At 47.1% G+C, this 24907-nt stretch carries 15 protein-coding genes; 7 read left to right on the top strand and 8 right to left on the bottom strand.

What is annotated here, in order from left to right:
- Window positions 1-186: 186 nt before the first annotated feature.
- From GCE9029_RS14345 to GCE9029_RS14335, 3 genes are all read right to left on the bottom strand, one after another.
- Window positions 187-3501, bottom strand: coding sequence for an ATP-binding protein (locus GCE9029_RS14345; protein ID WP_062664079.1), 3315 nt, complete (start codon window positions 3499-3501; stop codon window positions 187-189).
- A 4-nt stretch (window positions 3502-3505) separates the two neighbouring features.
- Entirely contained in the window at window positions 3506-4714 is a 1209-nt protein-coding gene (locus GCE9029_RS14340) for an EAL and HDOD domain-containing protein (protein WP_062664077.1), read from the bottom strand.
- A gap of 154 nt (window positions 4715-4868) precedes the next feature.
- Window positions 4869-5753, bottom strand: coding sequence for a PhzF family phenazine biosynthesis protein (locus tag GCE9029_RS14335; protein ID WP_062664075.1), 885 nt, complete (start codon window positions 5751-5753; stop codon window positions 4869-4871).
- A gap of 309 nt (window positions 5754-6062) precedes the next feature.
- Here GCE9029_RS14335 and GCE9029_RS14330 point away from each other — a divergent pair, with 309 nt between their 5' ends.
- Complete coding sequence (locus GCE9029_RS14330) at window positions 6063-6236, top strand: ATPase (RefSeq protein ID WP_062664073.1); 174 nt, start codon at window positions 6063-6065, stop codon at window positions 6234-6236.
- A gap of 73 nt (window positions 6237-6309) precedes the next feature.
- Here the strand turns inward: GCE9029_RS14330 and GCE9029_RS14325 are convergent, their stop codons facing one another.
- The 3 genes from GCE9029_RS14325 to GCE9029_RS14315 all read right to left on the bottom strand — a co-directional run bounded on the left by GCE9029_RS14325 (window position 6310) and on the right by GCE9029_RS14315 (window position 14144).
- Window positions 6310-9063, bottom strand: coding sequence for a M16 family metallopeptidase (locus GCE9029_RS14325; RefSeq protein WP_062664071.1), 2754 nt, complete (start codon window positions 9061-9063; stop codon window positions 6310-6312).
- A 192-nt stretch (window positions 9064-9255) separates the two neighbouring features.
- Complete coding sequence (gene katG / locus GCE9029_RS14320) at window positions 9256-11430, bottom strand: catalase/peroxidase HPI (protein ID WP_062664069.1); 2175 nt, start codon at window positions 11428-11430, stop codon at window positions 9256-9258.
- Window positions 11431-11801: 371 nt separating this feature from the next.
- Window positions 11802-14144 (bottom strand): glycosyl hydrolase family 18 protein, encoded by a 2343-nt coding sequence (locus GCE9029_RS14315; protein ID WP_062664067.1) that lies wholly within the window; start codon window positions 14142-14144, stop codon window positions 11802-11804.
- A 630-nt stretch (window positions 14145-14774) separates the two neighbouring features.
- On the opposite strand from GCE9029_RS14315, the gene bamJ reads away from it, so the two are divergent.
- Entirely contained in the window at window positions 14775-15245 is a 471-nt protein-coding gene (bamJ, locus tag GCE9029_RS14310; protein WP_062664065.1) for a BamJ family beta-barrel-assembly machinery protein, read from the top strand.
- 52 nt (window positions 15246-15297) lie between these two features.
- Here bamJ and GCE9029_RS14305 read toward each other — a convergent pair whose 3' ends face one another.
- Window positions 15298-17340 carry an EAL domain-containing protein gene (locus tag GCE9029_RS14305; RefSeq protein ID WP_062664064.1) on the bottom strand — a complete coding sequence of 681 codons (2043 nt, stop codon included), beginning with the start codon at window positions 17338-17340 and terminating at the stop codon, window positions 15298-15300.
- Between the two features lie 223 nt (window positions 17341-17563).
- A complete protein-coding gene (locus tag GCE9029_RS14300) occupies window positions 17564-18331 on the bottom strand; it encodes a phosphotransferase enzyme family protein (protein WP_062664061.1) in 768 nt (255 codons plus the stop codon).
- A gap of 647 nt (window positions 18332-18978) precedes the next feature.
- On the opposite strand from GCE9029_RS14300, the gene doeA reads away from it, so the two are divergent.
- The 5 genes from doeA (at window position 18979) to GCE9029_RS14275 (ending at window position 24883) form a co-directional block, all read left to right on the top strand.
- Window positions 18979-20166, top strand: a complete 1188-nt coding sequence (gene doeA / locus GCE9029_RS14295) for an ectoine hydrolase DoeA (protein ID WP_062664060.1) — start codon at window positions 18979-18981, stop codon at window positions 20164-20166.
- Between the two features lie 25 nt (window positions 20167-20191).
- Window positions 20192-21199: a N(2)-acetyl-L-2,4-diaminobutanoate deacetylase DoeB gene (gene doeB, locus GCE9029_RS14290; RefSeq protein WP_062664058.1), complete on the top strand. Its 1008-nt coding sequence runs from the start codon at window positions 20192-20194 to the stop codon at window positions 21197-21199.
- A gap of 71 nt (window positions 21200-21270) precedes the next feature.
- Window positions 21271-21750 carry an Lrp/AsnC family transcriptional regulator gene (locus tag GCE9029_RS14285; protein WP_062664056.1) on the top strand — a complete coding sequence of 160 codons (480 nt, stop codon included), beginning with the start codon at window positions 21271-21273 and terminating at the stop codon, window positions 21748-21750.
- A gap of 176 nt (window positions 21751-21926) precedes the next feature.
- Entirely contained in the window at window positions 21927-23441 is a 1515-nt protein-coding gene (locus GCE9029_RS14280; RefSeq protein ID WP_062664054.1) for an NAD-dependent succinate-semialdehyde dehydrogenase, read from the top strand.
- A 29-nt stretch (window positions 23442-23470) separates the two neighbouring features.
- Window positions 23471-24883 (top strand): aspartate aminotransferase family protein, encoded by a 1413-nt coding sequence (locus tag GCE9029_RS14275; protein WP_062664052.1) that lies wholly within the window; start codon window positions 23471-23473, stop codon window positions 24881-24883.
- The last annotated feature ends 24 nt before the right edge of the window (window positions 24884-24907 follow it).

The following is a 24907-nucleotide window of genomic DNA, read 5'->3' as shown; positions in this document are numbered from 1 at the left end:
ATTGGCAGCATTGATGATATGACTAGAAATTTATGTATTTAAAAAATAGTAGCAATTTCTAAACTATCTGGGATGTGTGTGAAGGTGAATGAGATGAAATTTTGTTTAAATTCTGAGGATTGAGATGACTGAAGGCAGCCATGAATGCAACTTGGTGCTTTCATAACTGCCTATACGTGATTTGACTTAGGTTCCTGACAAGCTCTCAACTTCTCGCTTTATCGCGGCCGTTTTCATATTAAGTTGCTCGTATTTCTCCTTGATAATATCGAGTCCTTCTTCATGTTCTTTTTCGATAGAAAGGCACAGCTCAGCCAAATCTTTCGCCCCGATCATCGAAGCAGCCCCTTTCATTCTGTGTGCAATTTTTCTGACTCCTGAAAGGTCTGAAGAGGTCATTGCATTCTGCAGTGCTTCCATATCCGCCTGTTGCGTGGTGAGATACTTAGTAAGTATGTGAAGAAGCATCTCTTCACTGTCTCCCACTTGATCTTTAAGCTGGTCTAAATCGAAGGTAGTGCAGTCTTCCAAACCCGCAGCTGGCACAGGAGCCTCAACGATGGCATCTAGCTCTTCTTCTTTAAGTGGGATTTGAGGCTCCCACCCTTTCGAGACAGGAAACGCTTTATCAGCCGAAACGTAGAGCAACATCAGATTAACCAGTTGCTCCTTAGTGAAGGGTTTTGCCAAGTGAGCATTCATGCCCGACTCAAGGCAACGCTCTGCGTCACCGGAAAGTGCATTGGCCGTAACCGCGATAATCGGCACTTTCTCATCGAAGTCCCGGATATTGCGTGTTGCCTCAAAGCCATCCATTTCTGGCATTTGGCAATCCATTAGAATCAGGTCGAACGGGTCAGCACGATGTTTCTCTAGCGCTTCTAGACCATTGTCAGCCAGTGTGGACTGACAACCAAGGCTGTTGAGAACCAACACCATCAGATCTTGATTGACCAAATGGTCTTCGGCAATAAGCACATTAAGGCCATCAAATCTTACAGCATCAGCTTTTACTTCCGGTACATCAGCATTAATCGGTGTATCAGCAGAAAGTGCGTGGATTAAGGCATCGGGATTAATCGGATTAATTAAGCACGGCATGCCAAATTCATCAACGACGCCACTGTGGCTGATGAGGATGGTGTGACCTGCTGGATTAATCGCCGGTCGCATTTCACTCATCATATTGTCGTCAATGAACAGAAGCGTTGACTCCGAGACCACCTCCTCCGGTGGTACCTCACCCGACCACTGCGAAACGTCAATCCCGACGTTCGACAGATAGGCATTCAACACGGAATAAAGCTGTCCATCCTGCGTGGCGACCAATGCGGACATCTTCTCTATTTCTGGTTTAAGCGTCAGTTTGGCCAACAAGGTATCTGTATGTCCATCGACTACTGTAAGCGGCACATCAACCGTGAACGTTGTGCCAACCTCCTCTTTGCTGACCACATTGATGGTGCCACCCATTAGCTCAGTCAACTTGAGACAAACCGGCAATCCTAGCCCAGTTCCCTGATAAGAGCGCGAATAGGAGTTGTCCACTTGTGTGAAGTTTTCAAAGATATTACCCAGTTTTTCTTCAGGTATACCTATGCCGGAATCTTTGACTTCCAGGCGAATATGTTCATGCCCATTAACAAAGACCAAGCTGACGTGAACCATCACCGAGCCATGCTTGGTGAACTTGAGCGCGTTCCCAACCAAATTAAGGATGATTTGTGTGTAGCGCACCGGATCAAGCATTAACCAGCGCGGCAGGTCTGGTTCAATCAAACAGTGCAGTCGCAAACTCTTCTCGACTGCTTTTGCATGGAAAACCACCAGTGAGTCATGAACTAAATCTGTTAGCTCACACTCTTGTTCAAGCAGACGCATCTTACCCGCCTCGATTTTCGTCAAATCGAGAACGTCATTGATGATGTTAAGTAAGGCATTGGACGAATGAACCAAGGTATCGACGAAGTAAGTCTGCTGCTGGCTAAGGTCTGTTTCTTTAAGAAGGTTCGACATCCCCACAATACCATTCATCGGTGTGCGTATCTCATGGCTCATCATGGCAAGGAAATTGGTTTTAGCCTCGTTAGCGCGCTCCGCGTCTTCTTTGGCGCGCACCATTTCTTCGGAGATAAGGTCATTGAGTTTCTTCTGGCGAACGAAGTTCACCATGGCGCTCAAGCTCGACAACACAGGTTCAAGCCAGGACACCAAATCCTCATCATAGTTGGTGGATTCATCAAATAGACAAACCACACCTACCAGTTGATTAGAAAGGAACAGCGGCATACTCAGAGAATTGATAATTAACTTGCCATTGTTAGCTGACAGCCCTGCAAGTTGCAGGCTTCTGTCGCCTTTTTGTGTATCGATGACACGGGTGACAACATTGCGTACAAAATCCTCCGACACATAGCCATTGGCGATCAAACGTGTTTGAGCGAGCACGCGATAGTTGTTTTGTGCTTCGTAATCGAGCTCTACGATAATCCCGTGATTACTTTCGCCGATCTTTAGCAGGATTTTTAACACTTCACGGAAGCTGTTGTGGAAGTCATCGCTGATAAGGAACTTATCCTGCAAGGTCTTCACTGCGGAGAACAATTCAGCACCTTTGGAGACTTTGATTTTATCCAGATGTTGTTCGGTGATGTCTCGAATGATAGCCACTTGGAGCGGCTTTTCGTTCACTTCGATTTTGTTTGAACGTACCTGAACAATCTGTCGATCGTTACTTCTGATTAACTCGTAATTCAGGCTCTTGGTGTTAAAACCATACAAAGCTTGTGAAAAGTACGCCCTTGAATCAGGTACTACTTTGGCGATAATTTTTGATAGTGTCACTTTCTCCAGCGGCACATCGTCAAGCTCAAACATCCGTCTTGCTGCTTCATTCAGCGTAGAGATTTCATGATCTTCACCAAGGACTAAAAGACCATCTTTGTAGCTGTGAATAATAGTATTGAGGTAGTTCTTACTGGACTCTATCTCTTTAATCGCACGGGCATATTTCCAGATCAGGAACATGATCATCAGGTCTAACAAGAAAACCTGCGCAATACCGGAGACAATTTCCGATGTCAGCGTGCTTTCAATCGGCCTTGGATCTTCGTAGATAATAAGGTCGCCCACTTTGGTCTCTTCATTCAGCTCATCATAGATAAGCGGAATACTGCGAAGGCGGAACTCATTACTGAACTCCCCACTCTTGGGCTTTGTGATATGTCGGAAATTGTCGTCTTTCGATACCACCTCAATGCGGTAAACAAAACGGGAGAGAGATTCACTCTCTAAATCTTTGGCCACCGAATCAAAGTCGTAATTCCACATCTGGGCGGGAAGCCGATAAGACAATCGCGCGATGATTGACTGGAGTTCGTAGTCCATTTCGCCATAAAGGCGATCGTGGGTTTTGTAGTAGTTAAAAATACCGAACACACTGAGGATCAGTGTGCCGCTAACAACCAGGATTACCGCGAGTTTCGTTCGCATCATCAGCATAGGGTCATACCTGCATGCTGGAAGTCATGTCCGCGGTACTGCTGCGAGCCTGTTCGTATTCTTTCAACACCGCTTTGTCATTGAGCTTGAGCTGGTTGCACCAATGCACCAAACCATTCCAATTGGCATGTTCAATGTCATGACAAAGTGACAGGAAGTGTCCGTAAACACCCTCTTTGGAAATCAAAGCACGCTTCACTTCGCTCGATAAGTCCAGCTCCCCGACAATATCTTCCATCGGCTTACTCAACATCACATCCAACATGGAAAACGCGCCCACAATAAAGGCCTCATCTCTGTCAAAGCCCCGAACGTTGGTGTCCAACATCGACAGGAATGTTGCACGCGTTAACGAAGCACTTTGCAACTGGTGCGCATGTTGGTGATTCAAGTTCGTCATGATCAGCAGTGAGACCAAGCGGCGCAGCGCTTGCACACCGAGATAAACCACAGCCTGACGAGGGTTGGAAATTTTATTGGTTTTTGTCTTCGCTAGAATGTTGGCACTGGCAACCACTTTGTAAAGCAGCGAAACATCTTTGGAAATGATTTTGGTCAGTGTGTCGATATCATCCGGGTTACGGTTGATGATGATGCACACATCCAGCAATGACATCACAGACGGAGCGATATCTTCAGAACGTTTAATTTGGGGTTTCTCAAAGAAGTATCCCTGAAAGAGCGCAAAGCCGCACCCTTGAGCGGCTGCCAATTCATCTTGCTTTTCCACTTTCCTAGCGAGAAAAACCTGCTGCGAAAACTGAGAAATCACGTCTTCCCACTCGGAAGGCTTAGAGCGCTCCATACTGATGCTGAATATATCCACTAGCTCAAGGTGGTTGCGCCATTCGTTGGTCATCGCTTTGCCGTCCATCAAAATACGATAGCCTTCCGTACGATAGGTACGCAGCTTGCTGACAATCTCTTGTGTCGGTAAACATTCGTCGGTTACTGCGATGATTAAGTGCTGAGGTGGCATGGATAGCGGGATTTCATCCATCAAAGACGATTCGCCGAAACTGACAATGTAACGGGTGTTTTCTGCTTTACCGCCGCACGCTAGAAAGTTGGCACTGAGAATACGGGAAGTGGCGGTGTCTTCATCAATGGAGGGGAATTTGTTTTCCAGCCCTTCGCGAAACAACAGTTCGCTCCCCCAGTGCTGGAGGTCTTTGTCGAAAATCGGCTGACATGAGAAAAATACTTCGGCCACGCGGAGAGAGTCCTATATTTAAGATCACTCTTTAAAAACTAGACCAATCGCCGTATTTTTCCTTCTTTTTCCGCTAAATAAGTCACATACCTAACAAGTTCAGAATGCAGCTAGGTGTATGAAAAAAGGAAGCCTTTCAGCTTCCTTTTCCTCGTTAAACCGCTTCTGCTTCCAAACGGTAAGGAATGCGTATTGGTTTGTCACTGGAACCACCAACGAATACTGCGCTTATTTCGTCATTATCTGACTCTACGCTGGCCCACAACAGTGAACGCTTGTTCAGTACCTCGCCCTGCTCGAATAGGTAGCGGTATTTTCCACCCTGATAAACGTGAAGGTACGAAGCCAAAGCACCTGCCGCGCTTCCCGTTGCAGACTCTTCATCAATCCCCAATGCTGGAGCAAAGTTCCTGCATCGTGCAGAAATATCAGATTCTGTCGGAGTCATGGCAAACGCATGAATCGCCCCGGTGTTGGTTTTACGGTTGAAGGCAGCAATCGCTTTTTGGTCAGGCTCAATGGCAAGCAGTTTTGCTTCGTCATCAACAGGTACAATGATATCCCACAGCCCTGTTGAAACCGCTTTAATTGGCATACCTGTCGCCAAGATATCTTCTGCTAACAGACCGAGCAATGGTGCTATGTCTTCCTCGCTGAAGGTTTGGCCAAATTCAGGGAGGACTTGCTCCATATTGATACGGCCTTCCGACGTTACGGACACACCAAGCACGCCAGCGCCTGTTTCCTGCTTGTATTCGCCCGGTTCGATTTTGCCTGTTTTCAAAAGCGTAGAAAACGTGCCCACCGTAGCATGACCACAGAAATCAACCTCTTCGGTCGGTGTGAAGAAGCGAACACGGTAGTCCGCTTTTTTGGAAGGTGAGATAAACGCGGTTTCAGAGTAGCCAAGCTCCGCCGCGATGGATTGCATCTGTTCGACGGTTAGCCCGTCACCGTTTATTACTACCCCTGCTGGGTTGCCGCCTTGGTTGTCTGCTACAAAAGCGTTGGTTACGTAGACTTCAAGAATATCTGACATAGTTACCTTTCCTTAGTTCTTATTATTGTCAGTTGGCTTTCCATCATAAGATGTCGAGTCAATTCAGCCTGAACACGCCAAAATGTTCAGCACCTACACCAAGATCCTCTATCCCGTTCTATCTGTTGAAGAAGTTAATGCAAAAGGGAATCAATTCACTCGGGTATCTTTGTTACAGTGTTACAAAATGCCATAAAACACAAGAAATTGATTGATATTAAGGGATGCGACGATAGACGTGCTGCGGCCTTGATAGCTTCGTCACTTTTTCATTAAAATACGACCAAATGCAATTTGGGTATTAACCGTATGATCGATTTAGAAAACCTGATGAAAGACGCGCCAGAGCGTGAAGCCGACATTCCATTGCCTTCAATGGAAGAACAAAAGCGTATCGTTGCTGAGCTGAAAGCGCTGGAAGAGAAAGGCGAACTGACACCAGAAATCCTTGAAAAATACTTCGGTGGCAAGAAATCACACTAATAGATTTAAACTATCTGTTAGCAAGAACAATAAAAAACGCGCCCTTCGGGGCGCGTTTTTTTGGTGCTATGGGCTATTTGGCTTTGATCGGTCTCAGGATGCTTTCAAAAAATGCTGCATCTTCAAACAGCACTGATGCCATCTCGGATAAGGTCTTGGTATCAATTCTCTCAATCACCTGCTCAGGGAAAATCAACCCTTCAAGGTCATAGCCCCAGAGATCGTATCGCGCGATACTTCCCACCAGAAATTGTGGATCGGTCTGGGATTCATACAAATCTTTTATCAACTGGCGCGCAGCATTATCACGTTCTGTTTTCGTCACAGGTTTAGTCAATGACGTTCTGATTTTCGGCCACAGCAATGTGAGTTCTTTTTCCTTGTCCGGGGAAACCAATGCAGTCATTGTCGTTGTAACAACATCCTCACCATCCCAGGTCCAGGATGAAAAATATGGGTCATACGATAGTGAATACTCTTCTCTAACAATTTGGTTATAACGCGTCTGCAATACGCGATTGAGTAAATCCTCTGCAAACACCGAATCCACTGTACGAGGTGTCGAACTGCGAATGTAGACTTGCTCTACATATGTTCGATTTTCGGGCGAGAGATGTTTAATCACCCTTCCCCCCCTTTGGTTGTAGCTTAACGGTCTCGCTTCTGTTTTCTCCCGGGTAGTTTTCATATTGCCTAAAAACGCAGTGACTACCCCCTGAACAGCCAGCAATGGCTCGTCTGACACGACATACACACTGAAATGTCCCATGTCACCAAACAGCTTGTCGAACAACGCTGTAACATCTTCAAATGTCACCGATTCATAGTCCTCAGTCGTCAACGCTGATTCATAGGACGGCGCAGGATAAATCAAGTCAATAGACGCACGTCCAAAGACTTCATAAGGGGAGGTCTGTGCGAGATTCATTCGTTCAATCAACCGCACTTTTTCCCGCTCAAACGCCACTCTATTTGGCGTGGCATTTTCGACGAGATAACGCATTGCATTGAGGCCATCGAGCAAGGCTTCAGTCGGCACATACATAGAAAAGTTATGGCTGTTTCCATAAACCTGCGGCTCGATATTGACGCCTAACGACTCAAGGTAGTGGGAAAAATCATTCGATGACACATCACCCACTGACCCATTGCGATATGTCTCGAACAGAAAATCAAGTGCCGCCCTTTCTTTCGTCGACATAGCGGCTACACCACCTTTGGCCTGAAGCACGACTTGGGTCTCGTAATAGCTGTCGTCCATTTTGTAATAGAGCGTAGGCAGGCCATTCGGCAACTTCCAACGAAACACGTTCTCAGCCATTTCAATCGCATCTTCTGACACAGACAAAAATGATTCAGGCTGAGGAATCTGTACCTCTGCATAAGAGACTCTGATTACGTCGCCTTGTTTGGCGACCGTATTCATATAGCGATCACGCTGTTTTTCAGCGTTGGCGATAGACTCTCCTTTGCCGTATACCAATGATAGTGACTGGTTTGAAGGTTTTAGCAGACGCGCCAACTCGTGGTTTAGATCGTCAAGTTCAATCTCTTCAAGGAATTTGTTGAAGTTGGCGTTTTGCTCTGAGCGACTCTGAGGCAAGCGATTGTAGTAAAGATCGTTGTAGACATTTTCCGCGACTTCGATAGGAAGTTGGTCTTCATGGAAGAAAATACTGGATTCGTATTGTTCAAGAAGGGATAGGAACTCATCAAAGGTCACACCATGATCTCTAAGTGATGCAATGTTCCGCGCAACAGAGTCCAGCACAAAAGGGCGGTCGATGTCGTTGAACTCTACGCTCAGTTCATACACAGTCCAACCCGGCAGGAATCCGAAGTTAAAATACAGACCATTATGAGCGAGATTTTCCCGTTCAAACTGTTCTTCCAGACGAAGCTGAACAGCATCCAAGATCATCCAGTGAAGCCACAACTCCCTTTGCTCGGCCAAGGTTTGCGGGTATTTGTCCTCACCATCCTTGAAGCTCACCACCAAGGCAGGCGATTCCCCCTGAGAAGCATAAAGCGTGAGTGGATATTGAGTGTCTCTATCTACAGGAATAATACTGTGTGGCTCTGGGTTTGGGCTTTCTGAACGGAGTGAGGCAAATTCCTCTTCTATTTCGACCTGCACATCCTCGGCATCAAAGCCCCCAATAACAACCAATTGAATGCGGTTCGCCTGATACCACTTGTCGTAAAACGCTCTCAGACGTTCTGGTGTCACCCTGTTTAATGTGAATTCTGTACCAATAGGATCTCTATCGATGTAAAGGGAGTCATCAATCAAATCCTCATAGAGCTTCAAAGGCCAGGATGTATCTTCTCGATTGTCCCGCCGCCACTCCGCAAAGATGACCCCCACTTCACCTGCCACTTCATTGCGATCGAGTGTCATACCGTCTGATATATCGCGGAACCAGTCCAATGCTTCTGGCAGGCGTTTATTGTCGGGCAAGGAAAGTTGATACACAGTGCGTCCGTAGTCAGTCACCGCATTGATGTCGGGACCAAATTCCACCCCAACCTGCGCGAACTCCGTAAAGACAGAATTGTTTGGGAAACGTTGGGTGCCGTTGAAAGCCATATGCTCTATGAAATGCGCATAGCCCCGCTCTTTATCTTCTTCGTTCAAACTGCCTACATTCACCACTAAGCGCAGTTCAATCTGCTCGCCATCAATGGGATACAGATGATAACGCATGCCGTTTGGTAGCGTTTCAGATACCCAATTGGGGTCGGTCGTTAGGGATGGCGATTTCGATAATGAAGCGCAGCCGGAAATGAATGCAAGTAAAAGAGCGACCGCATAGCGAGCGAGCATATGAGCACCAGACAAAGTGATTAAAAATGAATGCGATGCTTCCAATCAAGCACAAGATAGGTATATCAGTAAAGGCAAGTATCCCTAAACCCTATGAAGATTCTCAGTTTCTACCATTTACTGGAAATTTAGGCTGAACATACAGAGCAATAAAGGAAAAAGCCGCTGACTATGCAGCGGCTTTGTTTTTGATTATGCAGATAAATCAAAACGGTCAAGATTCATCACTTTCACCCAAGCTGAAACGAAATCACTGACGAATTTCTTTTCAGCATCCTGCGTGGCGTAAACTTCTGCCAACGCGCGGAGTTGAGAATTAGAACCAAACACCAGATCCACCCGGGTGCCCGTCCAGCGAAGTTCACCTGATTGGCGGTCACGGCCTTCAAAAACATCATCACCGTTTTGCGGCTTCCACTCGACACTCATGTCGAGCAAGTTTTTGAAGAAGTCGTTGCTCAGCGCTTCCGGACGTTCGGTGAACACGCCATGGCAATCTCCACCTGCATTGGTGTTCAGCACACGAAGGCCACCAACCAATACTGTCATCTCCGGCGCGGTCAGCGTCAGGAGTTGAGCGCGGTCAACCAACAACTCTTCTGCCGAAACGGCATACTTGGTTTTCTGGAAATTACGGAAGCCATCAGCCTGCGGCTCAAGCACGGCGAACGATTCTACATCTGTCTGCGCTTGGGATGCATCGGAGCGGCCAGCGGTGAAAGGCACTGATACAGTATGACCTGCATTCTGCGCGGCTTTTTCAACACCAACGCTGCCCGCCAACACAATCAGATCTGCCAAAGAGACACGTTTGCTGCCAGACTGCGAGCTATTAAAATCAAGCTGAATACCTTCGAGCTTGCCAACAACGTTTGCCAGTTTCTGGGGTTGGTTAACCTGCCAATCTTTCTGCGGTGCCAGAGCAACACGGGCACCATTTGCGCCACCACGTTTATCTGAGCCACGGAAGGTTGACGCTGACGCCCAGGCGGTTGTCACCAAATCAGATACTGACAGCCCTGCTTCGGCAATTTTCCCTTTCAACAGTGCCACATCCGCATCATCAATCAGGTCATAATCACGCGAAGGGATTGGGTCTTGCCAAATCAACTCTTCAGCAGGTACTTCTGAACCGAGATAACGGGCACGTGGACCCAAGTCACGATGCGTCAATTTGAACCATGCGCGGGCAAATGCATCTGCAAACTCGTCCGGATTGTTCATAAAGCGACGGGAAATCGCTTCATATGCCGGGTCATAACGCAGTGACAGATCCGTGGTCAACATGGTAGGCAGACGTTTTACACTGTCATCAAACGCGTCTGGGATAACACCATCAGCATTTTTCGCGATCCACTGGTGTGCGCCAGCTGGGCTTTTGTCTAACTCCCACTCGTAGCCGAACAGGTTTTCGAAGAAATAGTTACTCCACTGGGTTGGTGTCTGTGTCCAGGTCACTTCCAAACCGCTTGTAATAGCATCACCCGCTTTACCAGAGCCATAGCTACTTGCCCAACCAAAACCCTGCGCTTCAAGTGGTGCCATTTCCGGATCAGCTCCCACCAAGGCGGCATCTCCAGCGCCGTGGGTTTTGCCGAAAGTATGCCCCCCAGCAATCAGCGCGACAGTTTCTTCGTCATCCATCGCCATGCGGGCAAAGGTTTCACGAATGTCTTTTGCTGCAGCAAGAGGATCAGGATTGCCATTCGGGCCTTCTGGGTTAACGTAGATCAGGCCCATTTGCACAGCAGCCAATGGATTTTCCAGATCGCGCTCACCTGAATAGCGTTTATCGTCAAGCCACGTGTTTTCCGGACCCCAATAAATATCTTCTTCTGGCGCCCAAATATCTTCACGGCCACCTGCGAAACCGAAAGTTTTGAAACCCATAGACTCAAGCGCCACGTTACCGGTGAGGATCAGTAAGTCAGCCCATGAAATACTTTGTCCGTACTTTTGCTTGATTGGCCAAAGCAGGCGACGCGCTTTATCAAGGTTGCCATTGTCCGGCCAGCTATTCACTGGAGCGAACCGTTGGTTACCTGTACCTGCACCACCACGCCCATCAGCGGTGCGATAAGTACCCGCACTGTGCCAAGCCATACGGATGAATAAAGGACCATAGTGGCCAAAGTCAGCTGGCCACCACTCCTGTGAGTCCGTCATAAGAGCATGTAAATCTTGTTTTACCGCTTCGAGGTCAAGTTTGCTGAAGGCTTCGCGGTAATTGAAATCTGGATCGAGTGGATTTGATTCTGAGGTGTGTTGATGAAGAATATCGAGACGCAGTTGATTAGGCCACCAATCTCGGTTTGTTGTGCCGCCACCAGCAGCATTGTGAAAAGGGCATTGGCTTGCGTTAGACATGGTTGCTCTCCATTGTGATTCCTTGTTGTCAGTTTTTAGGGCGTGTTAACGTCCTTATATCAAGCCACTTCGAATGCTCTCTCTGAGCATATTCAGCGGGTTTAGTATGGTTCAAGCCCGCTTTGTGAGGTGGATTGATTATAGGTATAGGAGCAATCTGATTTAGATACCAATGGGTTATTTCTACGCCAGCGATAGATAAAAACTATCTCGGAATGAAAGTAAATTTATGTGCTATTTTTCATTCGGTTAGGAAGCTGCCTGAATGTGTTATCCCAAAAACACCAAAGATAGGCGTTAAAGCTAGGGAATAAAAAAAGCGGCCCCATCTTACTGGAGCCGCTTGATGCATTCAGTGTTATTCCATCGGATTATTGAAGTTCCCAAGGACCCCAAGCAGATCCAGGTACATCACCTTTCGTCCACCACTTCGCTTTGTAAGTGTTGCCTTCATAGATAGCAACATCGCCACCGTTGTAGACTTTGTCAGCACTCCAGCCTTTCGCTGAACCGTCATCGAACGCTTCCCAAACCGAAGACGTTCCTGGTTCTTCACCTTTCGTCCACCATTTTGCAGTGTACTCAACACCGTTGTGAACGACTTTATCGCCAGTGTTGTAAACCTTGTTTCGATCCCAGTTGCTGTCTACTGGCGTATTTCCTTCAACGTTCACAACCACAGTTGCTTCAACAGTTTCTACACCATCAGTCACAGTAACAACGACGTTAACCACGCTGTTTTCCGTTGAGTCAACTGTCGCCACAGATACCGTCGCACTGTTACCTGTTTGAACCAGCTCTCCTGAAGACGCTGTAAATGTCAGAGAATCACCTTCGGCATCAGTTGCTGAAAGGTCAATCACTGCGGTTTCACCTGCTTTCACAGAAACAGATGCTGGTGCAGTCAGTACTGGTGCAGTGTTAACCACATCACCTGAACCTTTCACATTCACCGTCACTGAACCACTGTCAGACTTACGTCCGTCAGAGACTTTCACGCTCACCGTTTCAGTCAGGTCTACCGCAGTGTTTGGCGCTTTATACGTCACCGTTGCGGTACCATCACCGTTATCCGTTACGTCGGCACCTTGAGCTGAAAACGACAACGCGTCGCCGTCTGCATCAGTCGCTGACACGGTAAAGCTAATCACCGCCCCGCTATCGACATTTTGAGCGCCTGGCAAGGCCAGAACTGGCGCTTCGTTTGGAATGATATTCGCGCTGAACACCTGATCAATTTGCTCAGCCAACGGCGAGCGGAGATTGGTACATTGCTTCAGCTTGGTGCCATAGTTAACGAACGAGCCTTCACACTGAATGTCACCATGCACCTGCCATACAATGATGCCGCCCAAATCGTTATTTACGATGTACTCCGCTTTCTTACGAATTGAATCTGGATCGTCATAGCTCAGGAAGTATTTCCCTTTCACTGCATACGGTACTTCCGCGTTTGCATCCCACTTGTGTGCCCAACCTGGCTGTTTGATCAGATAGTTGTAGTTTGGTTGGCCTTCAAACACTTTCCAGTTAGTCAGGTCTACTGCAGAAACACTTGGACCATCAACTGAGAAGTTAACATTACGTTTGTCTGTCGGCGCACCAAGGTAAGCTTCCGCTTCTGTTGTCTGAACACCACGGCCATAGAACGCGGCACCAAAGTTGATTTGTTTCGGGTTGATGCCCTTAACGTTCACCATCCAGTTTTTCAGTGTATCCAGGTTTAACCCTTCAAACTCTTCTTCTGGATATGGATAGAGTGGAGAGTTATGACCGGTTACATTAGACCAACCACCATTCAGGTCGTAAGTCATCATGTTGAAGTAGTCCATTGAACGTTGCAGGCGCGCCCAATCGTAACCTTCCAATGCCGCTGGCACAGCTTTAAATGCCGCTGTCAGAAGGCGGTCTGGACCGATGCGCTCGCGGATATCATCCATCAGCTGTTCGAAGTTTGCGTAGTCTGCATCCGTACCGGTAAAGTTCATACCACCTGAGCCCGGGTATTCCCAATCGATATCTATACCGTGGAAACCCAGGGCGATCAGCTTGTCGATGTCTTGTAGGAAGCGTTCTTTCTTGACTGGATCTGCTGCCATTTCTGGGAAGTGCTTGGACATACTCCAACCACCGATAGACGCCATTACCTGAACGCCTTTTTCATTCGCCAAGTCGATCAAACCCGGTGCGCCACCCGCTTTTTTCAAAGGGATTGGCATTTGGCCAGTGATACCGGTTGGTGCATGTTTCCAACCACGACCATCTTTTACAAAACCTTGAGCCTGAACTTTTGCCAGTGCTTCTGCTTGCCAAGGCTCGTTTCCTGGATACTCGTGAATGTACTCCAGTTCACCCCAAAGGATGTGGAAATCCCAGCTTGAGTATACATCTGGGTGAAGCAAAGGACCCGGCTCCTGAACCGAGCCTGGCTGGTAAATACTCTTATTGCGAAGGTCGCCACTGTGCAGTGAGCCGTCTTTCGCTACGCCAAAGAATGAAAAGTTGAGGATGTTGTAGATATCCATATCTACGTTCAGATGTGTTGCTTCACCTTTTACGCTAAAGCCCGCATCAGTGCCCTTCCACGCTTCCCATTGTGTTAGGTAACCAATAACGGCTTTATCGTGCGATGGTGCAGCGGTAGCAGTCGCGGTAACGCCAAGCGCTCCGGCCACACATGCAGCAATCGCGGTGAACTTAAGTCCTTTATTCATATTATTTTTCTCCACGTCTTGGGTGTTGGTGTTTTCCTTCAGATTTACTCTTTCACCACTTAATTTCTGACGCGAATGAAAATCGCAAAGTTTGGTATCGTGCTTCGGAATGAATTTAATTAATTACATTTTTTGCGGGAATTTTTTGCATGAAGACATCATGGTTCACAAGTTTTGGGCGGTAGGTTTCCGCACGGCAAACTGTATGCAAAGTCTTTATAATTCAATGAGATTGAACAAAGATCACAATAGAGTGTGACAAGCGAATTAAGTTTGAAGTAAAAAAATCTCCGCCAGTGCAAAACGTAGCGGAGACAAGCAACAAGGAGAATGCGCTAACTAATTCATCTCCTTTCGGAGATAGTGAGTGTAAGCCGTGCTGTGGAGCACAAATTCTATAAAGCAAACACCGTACCAATTATGAATTTACCGAAAATCCAGGGAAATCTATTATTTTCAGTTGGTTACAATCACGAAGATGACTACATTTGGGGCAAGCGTTGCACCAAAGCAATGCACCGTAGCCAAACAGGAAGAGGATGTAATTCCATGTATTCCAATTCGTTACTGAGTTCTGGATAATGAACGCTATCCACTGGCGCAGCCAGGTCACCAACTGAGAGAGTTACAATGGATTTCGCTTTACCCCTCGTCATCCTCGTGATGGTTGTTTTCATCATCCTTATCCGCCAAAAATCGAAAAAAGCGGCTGAAGAAAACAAGAAAATCGGTGCTGAGTTCCTCGCCAAAAACGCCAAGGAAGAAGGTGTTATCACCACTGATTCTGGATTGCAGTATCTGGTGTTGGAAGAAGGTGAAGGAGATACGCAACCTACTGCCACATCTCGTGTAAAAGTGCATTACCACGGAACCTTGCTAGACGGCTCAGTTTTTGACAGTTCAGTCCAACGTGGTGAACCCATCGAGTTCGGTTTAAATCAAGTCATCAAAGGCTGGACCGAAGGCGTTCAATTGATGAAGAAAGGTGGCAAAACACGCTTCTTCATTCCTGCTGAGCTTGCGTACGGCAACATGTCTACAGGTCCTATCAAGCCGGGTTCGACACTGATTTTCGAAGTTGAGCTTCTCGACTTCAACTAATCGATATCTCAAACACAAAAAGGCCGCGTTTGTCGCGGCCTTCTTTTATTTGTCACTCTGCTGGTTGTGATTCGTTGCCTTCAGTCGTCTCTGTTTGTTTCTTTGACCAAGCAATGGCTTCATCAAGCGGCAACGGTCGGGAAAAGTAAAATCCCTGGCAAATATCAATACCACAGCTTTCCACAAAGGTTTTCTCTGTTTCGGTTTCTACCCCTTCAGCAACCAGCGCACATCCAGTTACCTCACTGATTTTTGCCAACAGTTGGTAGAGGTTTTGCCCTCTTTCTTCTTTCACGTTCAACAACAGAGAGCGGTCCAGTTTCACCTTGTCGAAGTTGTATTTCAGCAAGTGCGGGAAAGACGCATAACCAGAGCCAAAATCATCAATGGCCACCTTCACACCAAGACGTTGCAGCGCATTGATATTGCGGCTGATTTGCTCATGGTCTTCAAGAAGTGCCTCTTCCGTGATTTCAATTTCCAGCGATGTCGCCGGTATTTTGTAGTAATGCAGCCGTTCCGCAATGCTGTCTACGATATCTCTGTCAGAAATCGTTTCAGCCGAAATGTTTATGCCCACCTTACAGCCTTGTAGCAGTGGCAACGCATTCATGTCCGCAAGCACAAGGTCGATCACCATTTCATCGAGCTGTTTAATCGCTCCTAGCATCTGAAAATCGCTGATGAATGAAGGAGGAATCATATTTCCGCTATCATCGCGGTAACGTATCAAAGACTCGAACGCTAGATGGGTGTTGTCTTTTAGATTTACCTGAGGCTGATAGAACATCACAAACTCACCACGATTCATCATCTTGCTGATGCGTTGGCTGACTTCATGTTTGCTGATATAGCTACCCATTGACTCATTTACATCCCCCAAAAAGGATTTAAGGGTACTGCGTTCAATCTCCATTTTTCGCAACATGCTTTTGCTATCCGTGCTGTTTTTACCTGCATAGTGCAGATAGAAAGGACGATAAATCAGCACACCCATCCCGATAACAACGATCTGCAATGCAGTACCCGCAAAACTGTTCTGAGTGGCAAGATAGCCGCTCAAGAATGGCGGTGTCATCCAGTCAACAATGGTGCTTACCGGATTGACCAGTCCCAATGCCATGACACTGTATACCAGAATAAAGCTTGCCATTGGCACCAACACAAATGGGACGATCAGCGTTGGGTTGAAGATGATAGGTAAACCAAATAGTAACAGCTCGTTGATGTTAAACATCACCAACGGCAGCGCGGAAAGTGCCAGCGCAATGTGTCTTTTCTCACGGGAAAACAGGAGCACACACAAAAGCAAACTCAGAGAATTGCCGGATCCCCCTATCGCCAAAAAAGCGTCGTAAAAACCCTGGCTCAGAATATTCAATGGTTCTTCACCAAACTGCCACGCTGAGATGTTCTGCTGTGTATCTTCGAATAGCCGTTGTTTAACGCGGAACAGAAAGTTGTGGCCATTAATACCTACAGCCCCCAGAAGGCCAAGCACGAACTGATACGCCAACCCACCTGCAAATGTCAGAGGGTCCAAACTGAGGTGATCTTTAAATACCGCTGAGCTCTGCATGATGCTCCCGGTGATTCGGGTAAAGACGATCGTCAACAACAAAAAGCCGAAGAAATGTGCTGCTTGTTTATAAAGCGCACTGACAAAGTCCAATCTGGAAGGGTCTAATGGATAAAGTCGGGCAGAAACACAGCAAATTGCGGCAACAATAGCCGTTAATAACGCCACCAATGGATTATTCGGTAAGCCATTACTTGCCACCAGTCCATTAGATAAAGAAATAGCAATAAACATAACCAGCGAATAAGGCACCACAACCATTGGGTTGACGTTATGCTTTGTCGACAAGTAATAAGTTGTAATAATACAAAGTGCTATTGGATAAATACCAATTAACAAATTTGAAAAATAGAAAAACTTTTGCGCAATGTCAGGAAGTGCAGCAAAGTTTAAAAAATGGCCAACAAAAATCGAAATCGCATTACAAATAGTCAAAGGAAGCAAAAGCAAGAAGACGATCGAGATGTCACGAACATAGGTATCGTAACAGGACCTTAAAGAAGGCATTTTCCACATGTTGATGAGTTGGTTCTCGGGGCAAGGCCAAAAAAGTTGGCGGATTATATATGCGGCGTCAAATGCTCTCAATTAAAAATAAATGGAAACTTAATATTAATTCAACGAATAGCATTCCTATTGTTGTTAAAAATTTTAGTTAATCATCACTACCTAAAAATATCGACAGTGATTCCATTTAAATGGGCAGCACTGCCGATTTTTTTATATATGATTAGTTAAATCATTTAAACAACATAGTTAAAATGTCTTTCTTGTTTTGCAAAATATATTGAATATCTTCCTCATATGCTAAATCGTGTCCATCTTCTAAGTTCTGCTGAAATGCTTCATTTCCTTCTTCAGCTTCTTTTCGCATAAACGAAACCAAAGCTTCCAACCTTTCGATCATGACATCGGGCAGGCCGCTTATCTCCTCTTTGGTCATGCCATACGCTTTACAGAAGATCACAGCACGAGCGATTTGTTCATCTAACGTCCCCATTTTATCGAATTCATGAGTTTTAAAGGGCGCCCAGCAATACACTGCATAGGCCAAATCCCACATCCTTGGTGCAGGATGAGCAGTATCAAAATCAATGATGCCAACAGCTTCTTCACCATCGAGAACTAGGTTGTATGGCGCATAATCACCATGGCAAATCACTTCAGTTGGTTTGCGTACTGGGAGCATCCAATTTTCATTCCCCTTCAAACTATCGACATAAGAAGCTGAAGCATCATGCATTTGTCTCAGTAGCTTTGCCGCGCTTTTTAATGTTTGTTTGGATGCAATATTGCCTTGAAGCGGATAGTTATAAACCTGACCCTCAACAAAGCTCACTGTTTCACGTTCATGGTCTAGGGCAATCGGTATGGGGCACTGATGAAAACCTTGCAGATGAAGGTGGTTCAAGAGGCCATGAATCGTCTGGGTCGTTTTATTAGCAGGTCGGATTACTTGATTGCGAACCCGATATATACCATCTCGACCACCGGGGAGTTTTTCCATATTAGGCTCCGTGTTGGCGTTCAACGACATATCAGAGGGTAAGCGTGGGAATAAACAGAACAACAACAAAGCTCACCATGATGGATCGCGTCATCACCAGATAAAATTAAGCGTAAAAACAAAGGCATAAATTTAAGGTGATTAGCAATTCAACATTGGCATTCGCTCCATTTGTTCAGAAAGATGCAAGAGCAAGGATAGTATCGAATTTTATCTGCTATATCTTTGAACCGTATCGAGTTCGATAAAAATTCGGTCTGATTTATGCTGGTTGATTGCAAAGATCAGAAATTTTCGCAACTACGTATCAATAATGAGAAATCGAGATTTTTAGCCGTCTCGAGCCATCATTGATGCTCGTCAGCCCAAACTATTGAGTATTTTATTATTGACTGTTTTTTGAACAGTGGTGTAAGTGTAAGTAATGAGATGCAAATTACTTGCGTTACATAGCAATAGAGAAAGGTGACAAAACTAGCAGCGCACCCGCACAGCAAAAATGAAAACGGGTAGCACAAAGCTGAGAGGCAAAACAGTTATCTGGTCTGAGCGATAAGTCGCCCCAACAAGACCCATAGCGATAACTGGCGATGACTCTGTATGTCAACGTTCGTCCTGTATGGGCGGTACCAAAAGGAGCATGGGGCATGAGTGACGTTGTGCTTAATTTTACGCTTGATGAGTTCAGCGTCCGGCTGGCGAAAGTTCGTGCGGCCATGGAAAACCGTGAATTGGATTTACTCATCATTCACGACCCTTCAAATATGGCATGGCTAACCGGTTATGACGGCTGGTCTTTTTACGTTCCGCAGTGTGTCGTCATTGGGTATACAGGTGATCCACTGTGGTTTGGTAGGAATCAAGATGCCAATGGCGCTCGCCGCACTGTTTACATGAACCATGATAACGTTGTCGGCTATCCCGACCACTATGTGATGAACCCTCCCCTTCATCCTATGGAATACCTCGCTAACTCTGTGTTGTACGAAAAGCTTTGGGACAGAGGCCGTATCGGGGTGGAAAAAGACAACTATTACTTCAGCGCCACGGCCTATGAATCGCTTCAGGAAAATCTTCCCAACGCCTCCTTTGCGGATGCAACCGGGCTGGTGAATTGGTGCCGCGCTGAAAAGTCGGACCAAGAACTTTACTACATGCGCGCTGCAGCAAGAATTGTGGAAAACATGCATCGCGTCGCTTACGAGCTAATTGAGCCAGGGCTACCAAAACACATTCTTGTCGCTGAAATAAATAAACATGCGGTGATGGGACATGATGGCCACTTTGGCGATTACTCTGCCATTGTGCCGCTTTTACCGTCTGGTGTAGACGCTTCAGCGCCACATTTGACCTGGGATGACAGGCCTTTTAAATCCGGTGAAGGCACCTTTATCGAAATGGCTGGTGTTCATCGCAGATACCACTGCCCGCTTTCGCGTACCATCTATCTCGGTGAGCCAGAAGACCATTTCAAGCGTGCCAATGATGCGCTCAATGAAGGCTTGGAAGCTGGCATGGCAGTCGCCAGACCCGGAAATACTTGCGGTGATATTGCAGCGGCACTCAATGCGACAATGGAAAAATACGGCTTTGACCGTGGAGGTTCACGCTGTGGTTACCCTATTGGACTCAGTTATCCACCTGATTGGGGCGAAAGAACCATGAGCCTGCGTCCAACCGACAGCACTGTATTGAAAGAAGGCATGACGTTCCATTTTATGCCGGGGTTGTGGATGGATGATTGGGGAATGGAGACAACAGAGAGCATCGTGATCACAAGGCGTGGCGCTGAGACACTATGCGAATTCCCTCGTCAGCTATTTGTTAAACATTGAGTGAACAGAAACGGATTATTTTGTCATGCCTAAATTACCGCCAAGTTCAGTTTCAGCCACTGTCGATTTTGATGCTGACGGGATTCAGCACGGATATCTAAAACTACCCTACTCACACAATGATTCAGCGTGGGGCGCGATCATGACGCCCATCACCGTCATTAAAAACGGAGATGGACAAACTGCGCTGCTGACCGGCGGTAATCATGGAGATGAATACGAGGGAATCACTTCGCTGTTAAAGCTCACCAGTAAGCTCAAACCGAAACAAATTCGGGGAAGAGTCATCATCATCCCAATGATGAATGCGCCAGCGGTTCAAGCATCGGCACGGGTTTCACCGATTGATAATGGTAATATGAACCGCGCCTTTCCTGGTCACCCCTATGGTGGAATGACTGAACGCATGGCGGATTATTTCACCCGTTATCTGATCCCGATGTGTGATACAGCATTAGATATTCATTCTGGCGGTAAAACGCTGGATATCATTCCTTTTGCTGCTGCTCACCGTTTAAAGAACAAAGCGCAGGAATTTCGTTGTATTGAAGGAGCGCGTTTGTTTGGCGCACCTTACACCTTCTTTATGGAAGAAATGGATGCGACCAAGCTTTACGATACCGCTGTTGAATCCAAAGGTAAGGTGTTCGTTACCACCGAACTTCGTGGCGGTGGCACCACCACACCCGACACCATTGCGATAGCAGATCGTGGCATCCACAACTTTCTGGTTTACAGCGGTATCTTGCAGAAAAATTATATTGATCCGCCAAGTGAGCCCATCTCGCTGGAAATTCCCGACACAGACGCTTATCTACAAAGTGAACACAACGGTATTCTGGAAATGTGTGTAAGCCTGGGTGATGAGATCAAAGAAGGCGACCTGATTGCACGTATTTATTCCACCGAGCGAACAGGACAAACACCTGCTTATTATCGCGCTACCACTCAAGGCATTCTGGCGGCCAGACGGCACGTCTCGAACATCAGTATCGGCGATACTTTTGCGGTTATCGCCAAAACTGTCGAATAAAACTCGCTTCCACCCCTGTCTATATGCCACGCTTATAAGCGTGGTTTTCTTTATTTTTCTGGGAGTAATGGATGAAGCTTGACCGATATGACATCAAAATTCTGCAAATATTATCCAGAGACGGAAGGATCACTAAATCCAATCTCGCAGAATCCATTAACTTGTCGGTCAGCCCTTGTTGGGAGCGAGTAAAGCGCCTTGAAGAAGCGGGCATCATTGAAGGCTATGGTGCCAAAATCAATGCTGACCTCTTTGCCAAAAAAACACCTGTGATGGTCGAGGTGACACTCGGCAAGCACCACGCAACCAGTTTCCAGCGTTTCGAACAAATCATGCAAGATTGCCCAGAAGTGGCAGATTGTTTCGCCACAGGCGGCGGAGTAGATTACATCATCCGTGTCATGGCAAAAGACATCGACCAGTACCAACGCCTGATTGATAGTTGGCTGATGTCAGATTTAGGCATAGAGCGCTACTACACCTACATCGTTACCAAAACTATCAAACAGACACCACAATCACTCGATACCGACGAAAGCCTCGCTGAATAACGGCGAATATATTCGCTATTTTTCAGCTAATTAAACGTGAAACAGAAAAAACACTAAGTTTTCGGCTGAAAATCCGAAAAATCACCAACCATAATCACCCTCATACAGAAAACCCATTCCCAGATGCTGGCTTAAAGTTCTACTGAGAACATCATTTTGCTTTGGGAGGTCAACGTATGGCCGCATTGAATTTGCCCCATGATGGGAAAGCGACGGATGCCGTGCTCAACCACTTGCGTGATGCACGCCTGTTTCGCCAACTCGCCTACATCAATGGTAAGTGGGTCGCAGGTAACAAAGACATCGCTGTAACCAATCCAGCCGATGATGACGTGATTGGTTACGTCACAGCACTTCGAAAATCGCAGATAGATAGCGCTATTAATGCCGCAGACAAAGCGTTCAAAAAATGGCGCGCGCTGTCCGCTGAACACCGTGCCACTAAGTTGATGGCTTGGCATGACTTGTTACTCGATAACCGAGAAGATCTCGCTCATTTGATGGTGCTTGAGCAAGGCAAAACCCTCGATGAGGCTCGCGGAGAAATCGACTACGGCGCTTCTTTTGTGAGTTGGTTTGCTGAGGAGGCCAAACGGGCATATGGCGAAACCATGCCTAGCCATATTCCTAACGCGCAACTAGCAACACTGCGTGAACCTATTGGTGTCGCCGTCCTCATCACACCCTGGAATTTCCCCAACGCGATGATCACGCGAAAGGCTGCGGCGGCACTCGCGATTGGTTGTACCGTGGTGGTGAAACCCGCAAACGAAACCCCTTTCTCTGCCCTCGCTTTGGCTGAATTAGCCGAGCGCGCAGGCATTCCCGCCGGCGTATTCAATGTCGTCACTGGCGATGCCCCAATGATCTCTGAAGTGCTGTGCGCGTCAGATAAGGTCAAAGCGCTCTCTTTTACCGGCTCAACAAGAGTCGGAAAATTGCTGCTTCAACAAAGCGCACACACAGTGAAAAAGTGTTCGATGGAATTGGGCGGTAATGCCCCTTTCATTGTGCTACCTGACATGGACATCAAGCAGGCTGCTAAGGCAGCGATTGATGCCAAGTTCCAAACCTCCGGGCAGGATTGTCTGGCGGCGAATCGCATCTATGTACCTCGCCAACATTACGATGCATTTATCGATGCTTTCGCCACCGAGATGCAAAAGCTCCGCGTGGGTAACGGCATGCAGAAGACCACGGACATTGGCCCTCTCATCAATGCTCAGGCAGCTGCAAAAGCGCAAACGCTAGTTGACGACGCACTCACGAAAGGTGCGACTTTGATTGCCACGAGTCATAAGAAAGTGCCTGGAGACAATTTCTTTCATCCAGTGCTACTCACCAACGTCACACCTGAGATGGCGGTATTCCGGGAGGAAAACTTCTGTCCTGTAGCGGGTGTGCTCGCCTATGACGATTTGGACGCCTTAATTGAGTCCGCGAATGACACTGAATACGGCCTGGCGGCTTATATCTATGGCCACGATATTCGCGACATCTGGAAGCTAATGCGAGGCCTTGAGTTCGGCATGGTCAGCGTCAATAGCGTCAAGATGACGGGACACCCTATTCCCTTCGGCGGGATGAAGCAATCCGGTCTTGGGCGCGAAGGTAGCCGTCACGGCTTCGATGAATACAGCGAAATCAAATACTACTGTCTGGGCGGTCTCGACACGGCCAGCGGATGCTAGGGGCTGTTGACCTCAAGAGGAACTTCACTATGAACAATAAAATTGATACCAAAGCGCTGCTTGAGATTGACCGTCAGAACGTCTTTCATGCATCGACGCACCTCAAACAATATGCGCACGGCGAAATGGCCGGCCGAATTATCACCAATGCAAAAGGCATTCGCATTCAGGATTCTGAAGGCGTTGAACTGATTGATGGTTTTGCTGGCCTGTATTGCGTCAACATTGGTTACGGACGCGAGGAAATGGCCGAGGCGATTTATGAGCAGGCTAAAAAGCTCGCTTACTATCACACCTATGTCGGTCACACTAACGAAGCGTTGATTACCCTTTCTGAGCGCATTCTGAAAATGGCAGGCCAAGGCATGAGTAAAGTGTATTACGGCATGTCTGGTAGCGATGCGAACGAAACTCAGCTCAAACTGGTTTGGTACTACAACAACGCACGTGGGCTGCCAGAGAAGAAGAAAATCATCTCCCGTGACCGTGGTTATCATGGTTCGAGTATCGCATCGGGTTCGATGACTGGTCTTCCCCTGTTCCATGCACATTTTGATCTGCCGCTCGAGCGTATCAAACACACCCTCGCGCCCTATTACTATCGCCGCGAAGACGATGGAATGACAGAGCGCGAATTCTCGAAGCATTGCGCTGACGAGCTTGAAAAGATGATCCTCTCAGAAGGCCCAGAAACAGTGGCAGCCATGATTGGTGAGCCTGTGTTAGGAACGGGTGGTATAGTTCCACCACCAGAAGGCTACTGGCAGGAAATCCGTAAAGTGCTGGATAAGTACGACATTCTGCTAATTTCGGACGAAGTGGTATGTGGCTTTGGTCGTCTGGGCGCAGATTTCGGTTCGATCATATACGATATGAAACCGGATTTAATCACCGTTGCTAAAGGCCTGACATCCGCTTATCAACCACTTTCTGGTGTGATGGTTGGTGAACGTGTGTGGAAAGTGCTGGAAGATGGCACTGACCAATGGGGCGCGATTGGCCATGGTTACACCTATTCCGGTCATCCACTCGGCGCAGCGTCGGCACTGTGTAATCTCGATATTATCGAGCGCGAGAATCTGACCGCCAATGCACGGGATACGGGTGCGTACTTCCAGCAGCAAATGCAGGCAACATTTGCTAACCATCCATTGGTGGGTGACAGCCGCGGAATTGGCTTGCTGCATGCGCTGGAATTTTCCAGCAACAAATACAAGCGCGAGCACTTTGACCCTAACCTCAAAGTTGGGCCACAAATCGCGGCGGCCTGCATGGAGCAAGGGCTGATTGCACGGGCAATGCCACATGGCGATATTCTGGGATTCGCGCCACCTTTGGTAGTTGATCGTGGAGACATTGACGAAATCGTTGCCCGCGCCAAGAAAGCCATTGATAAAGTCACCGACAACTTGGTGAATAATGGCAGTTGGAAAGCCGCATAAACGAAAAAAGCCCCTTTCGGGGCT

This window comes from Grimontia celer (genome assembly GCF_900055185.1).
GTDB classification, from domain to species: domain Bacteria; phylum Pseudomonadota; class Gammaproteobacteria; order Enterobacterales; family Vibrionaceae; genus Enterovibrio; species Enterovibrio celer.
This window is presented reverse-complemented; position numbering and strand designations above follow the sequence as displayed.

Coding starts and splice junctions, on each gene's coding strand:
- doeA (WP_062664060.1), top strand. CDS start 18,979: ATGAGTGACGTTGTGCTTAATTTTACGCTTGATGAGTTCAGCGTCCGG.
- GCE9029_RS14280 (WP_062664054.1), top strand. CDS start 21,927: ATGGCCGCATTGAATTTGCCCCATGATGGGAAAGCGACGGATGCCGTG.
- GCE9029_RS14335 (WP_062664075.1), bottom strand. CDS start 5,753: ATGTCAGATATTCTTGAAGTCTACGTAACCAACGCTTTTGTAGCAGAC.
- bamJ (WP_062664065.1), top strand. CDS start 14,775: ATGGATTTCGCTTTACCCCTCGTCATCCTCGTGATGGTTGTTTTCATC.
- GCE9029_RS14325 (WP_062664071.1), bottom strand. CDS start 9,063: ATGCTCGCTCGCTATGCGGTCGCTCTTTTACTTGCATTCATTTCCGGC.
- GCE9029_RS14345 (WP_062664079.1), bottom strand. CDS start 3,501: ATGCTGATGATGCGAACGAAACTCGCGGTAATCCTGGTTGTTAGCGGC.
- GCE9029_RS14300 (WP_062664061.1), bottom strand. CDS start 18,331: ATGGAAAAACTCCCCGGTGGTCGAGATGGTATATATCGGGTTCGCAAT.
- GCE9029_RS14305 (WP_062664064.1), bottom strand. CDS start 17,340: ATGTGGAAAATGCCTTCTTTAAGGTCCTGTTACGATACCTATGTTCGT.
- GCE9029_RS14330 (WP_062664073.1), top strand. CDS start 6,063: ATGATCGATTTAGAAAACCTGATGAAAGACGCGCCAGAGCGTGAAGCC.
- GCE9029_RS14285 (WP_062664056.1), top strand. CDS start 21,271: ATGAAGCTTGACCGATATGACATCAAAATTCTGCAAATATTATCCAGA.
- GCE9029_RS14315 (WP_062664067.1), bottom strand. CDS start 14,144: ATGAATAAAGGACTTAAGTTCACCGCGATTGCTGCATGTGTGGCCGGA.
- katG (WP_062664069.1), bottom strand. CDS start 11,430: ATGTCTAACGCAAGCCAATGCCCTTTTCACAATGCTGCTGGTGGCGGC.
- GCE9029_RS14275 (WP_062664052.1), top strand. CDS start 23,471: ATGAACAATAAAATTGATACCAAAGCGCTGCTTGAGATTGACCGTCAG.
- doeB (WP_062664058.1), top strand. CDS start 20,192: ATGCCTAAATTACCGCCAAGTTCAGTTTCAGCCACTGTCGATTTTGAT.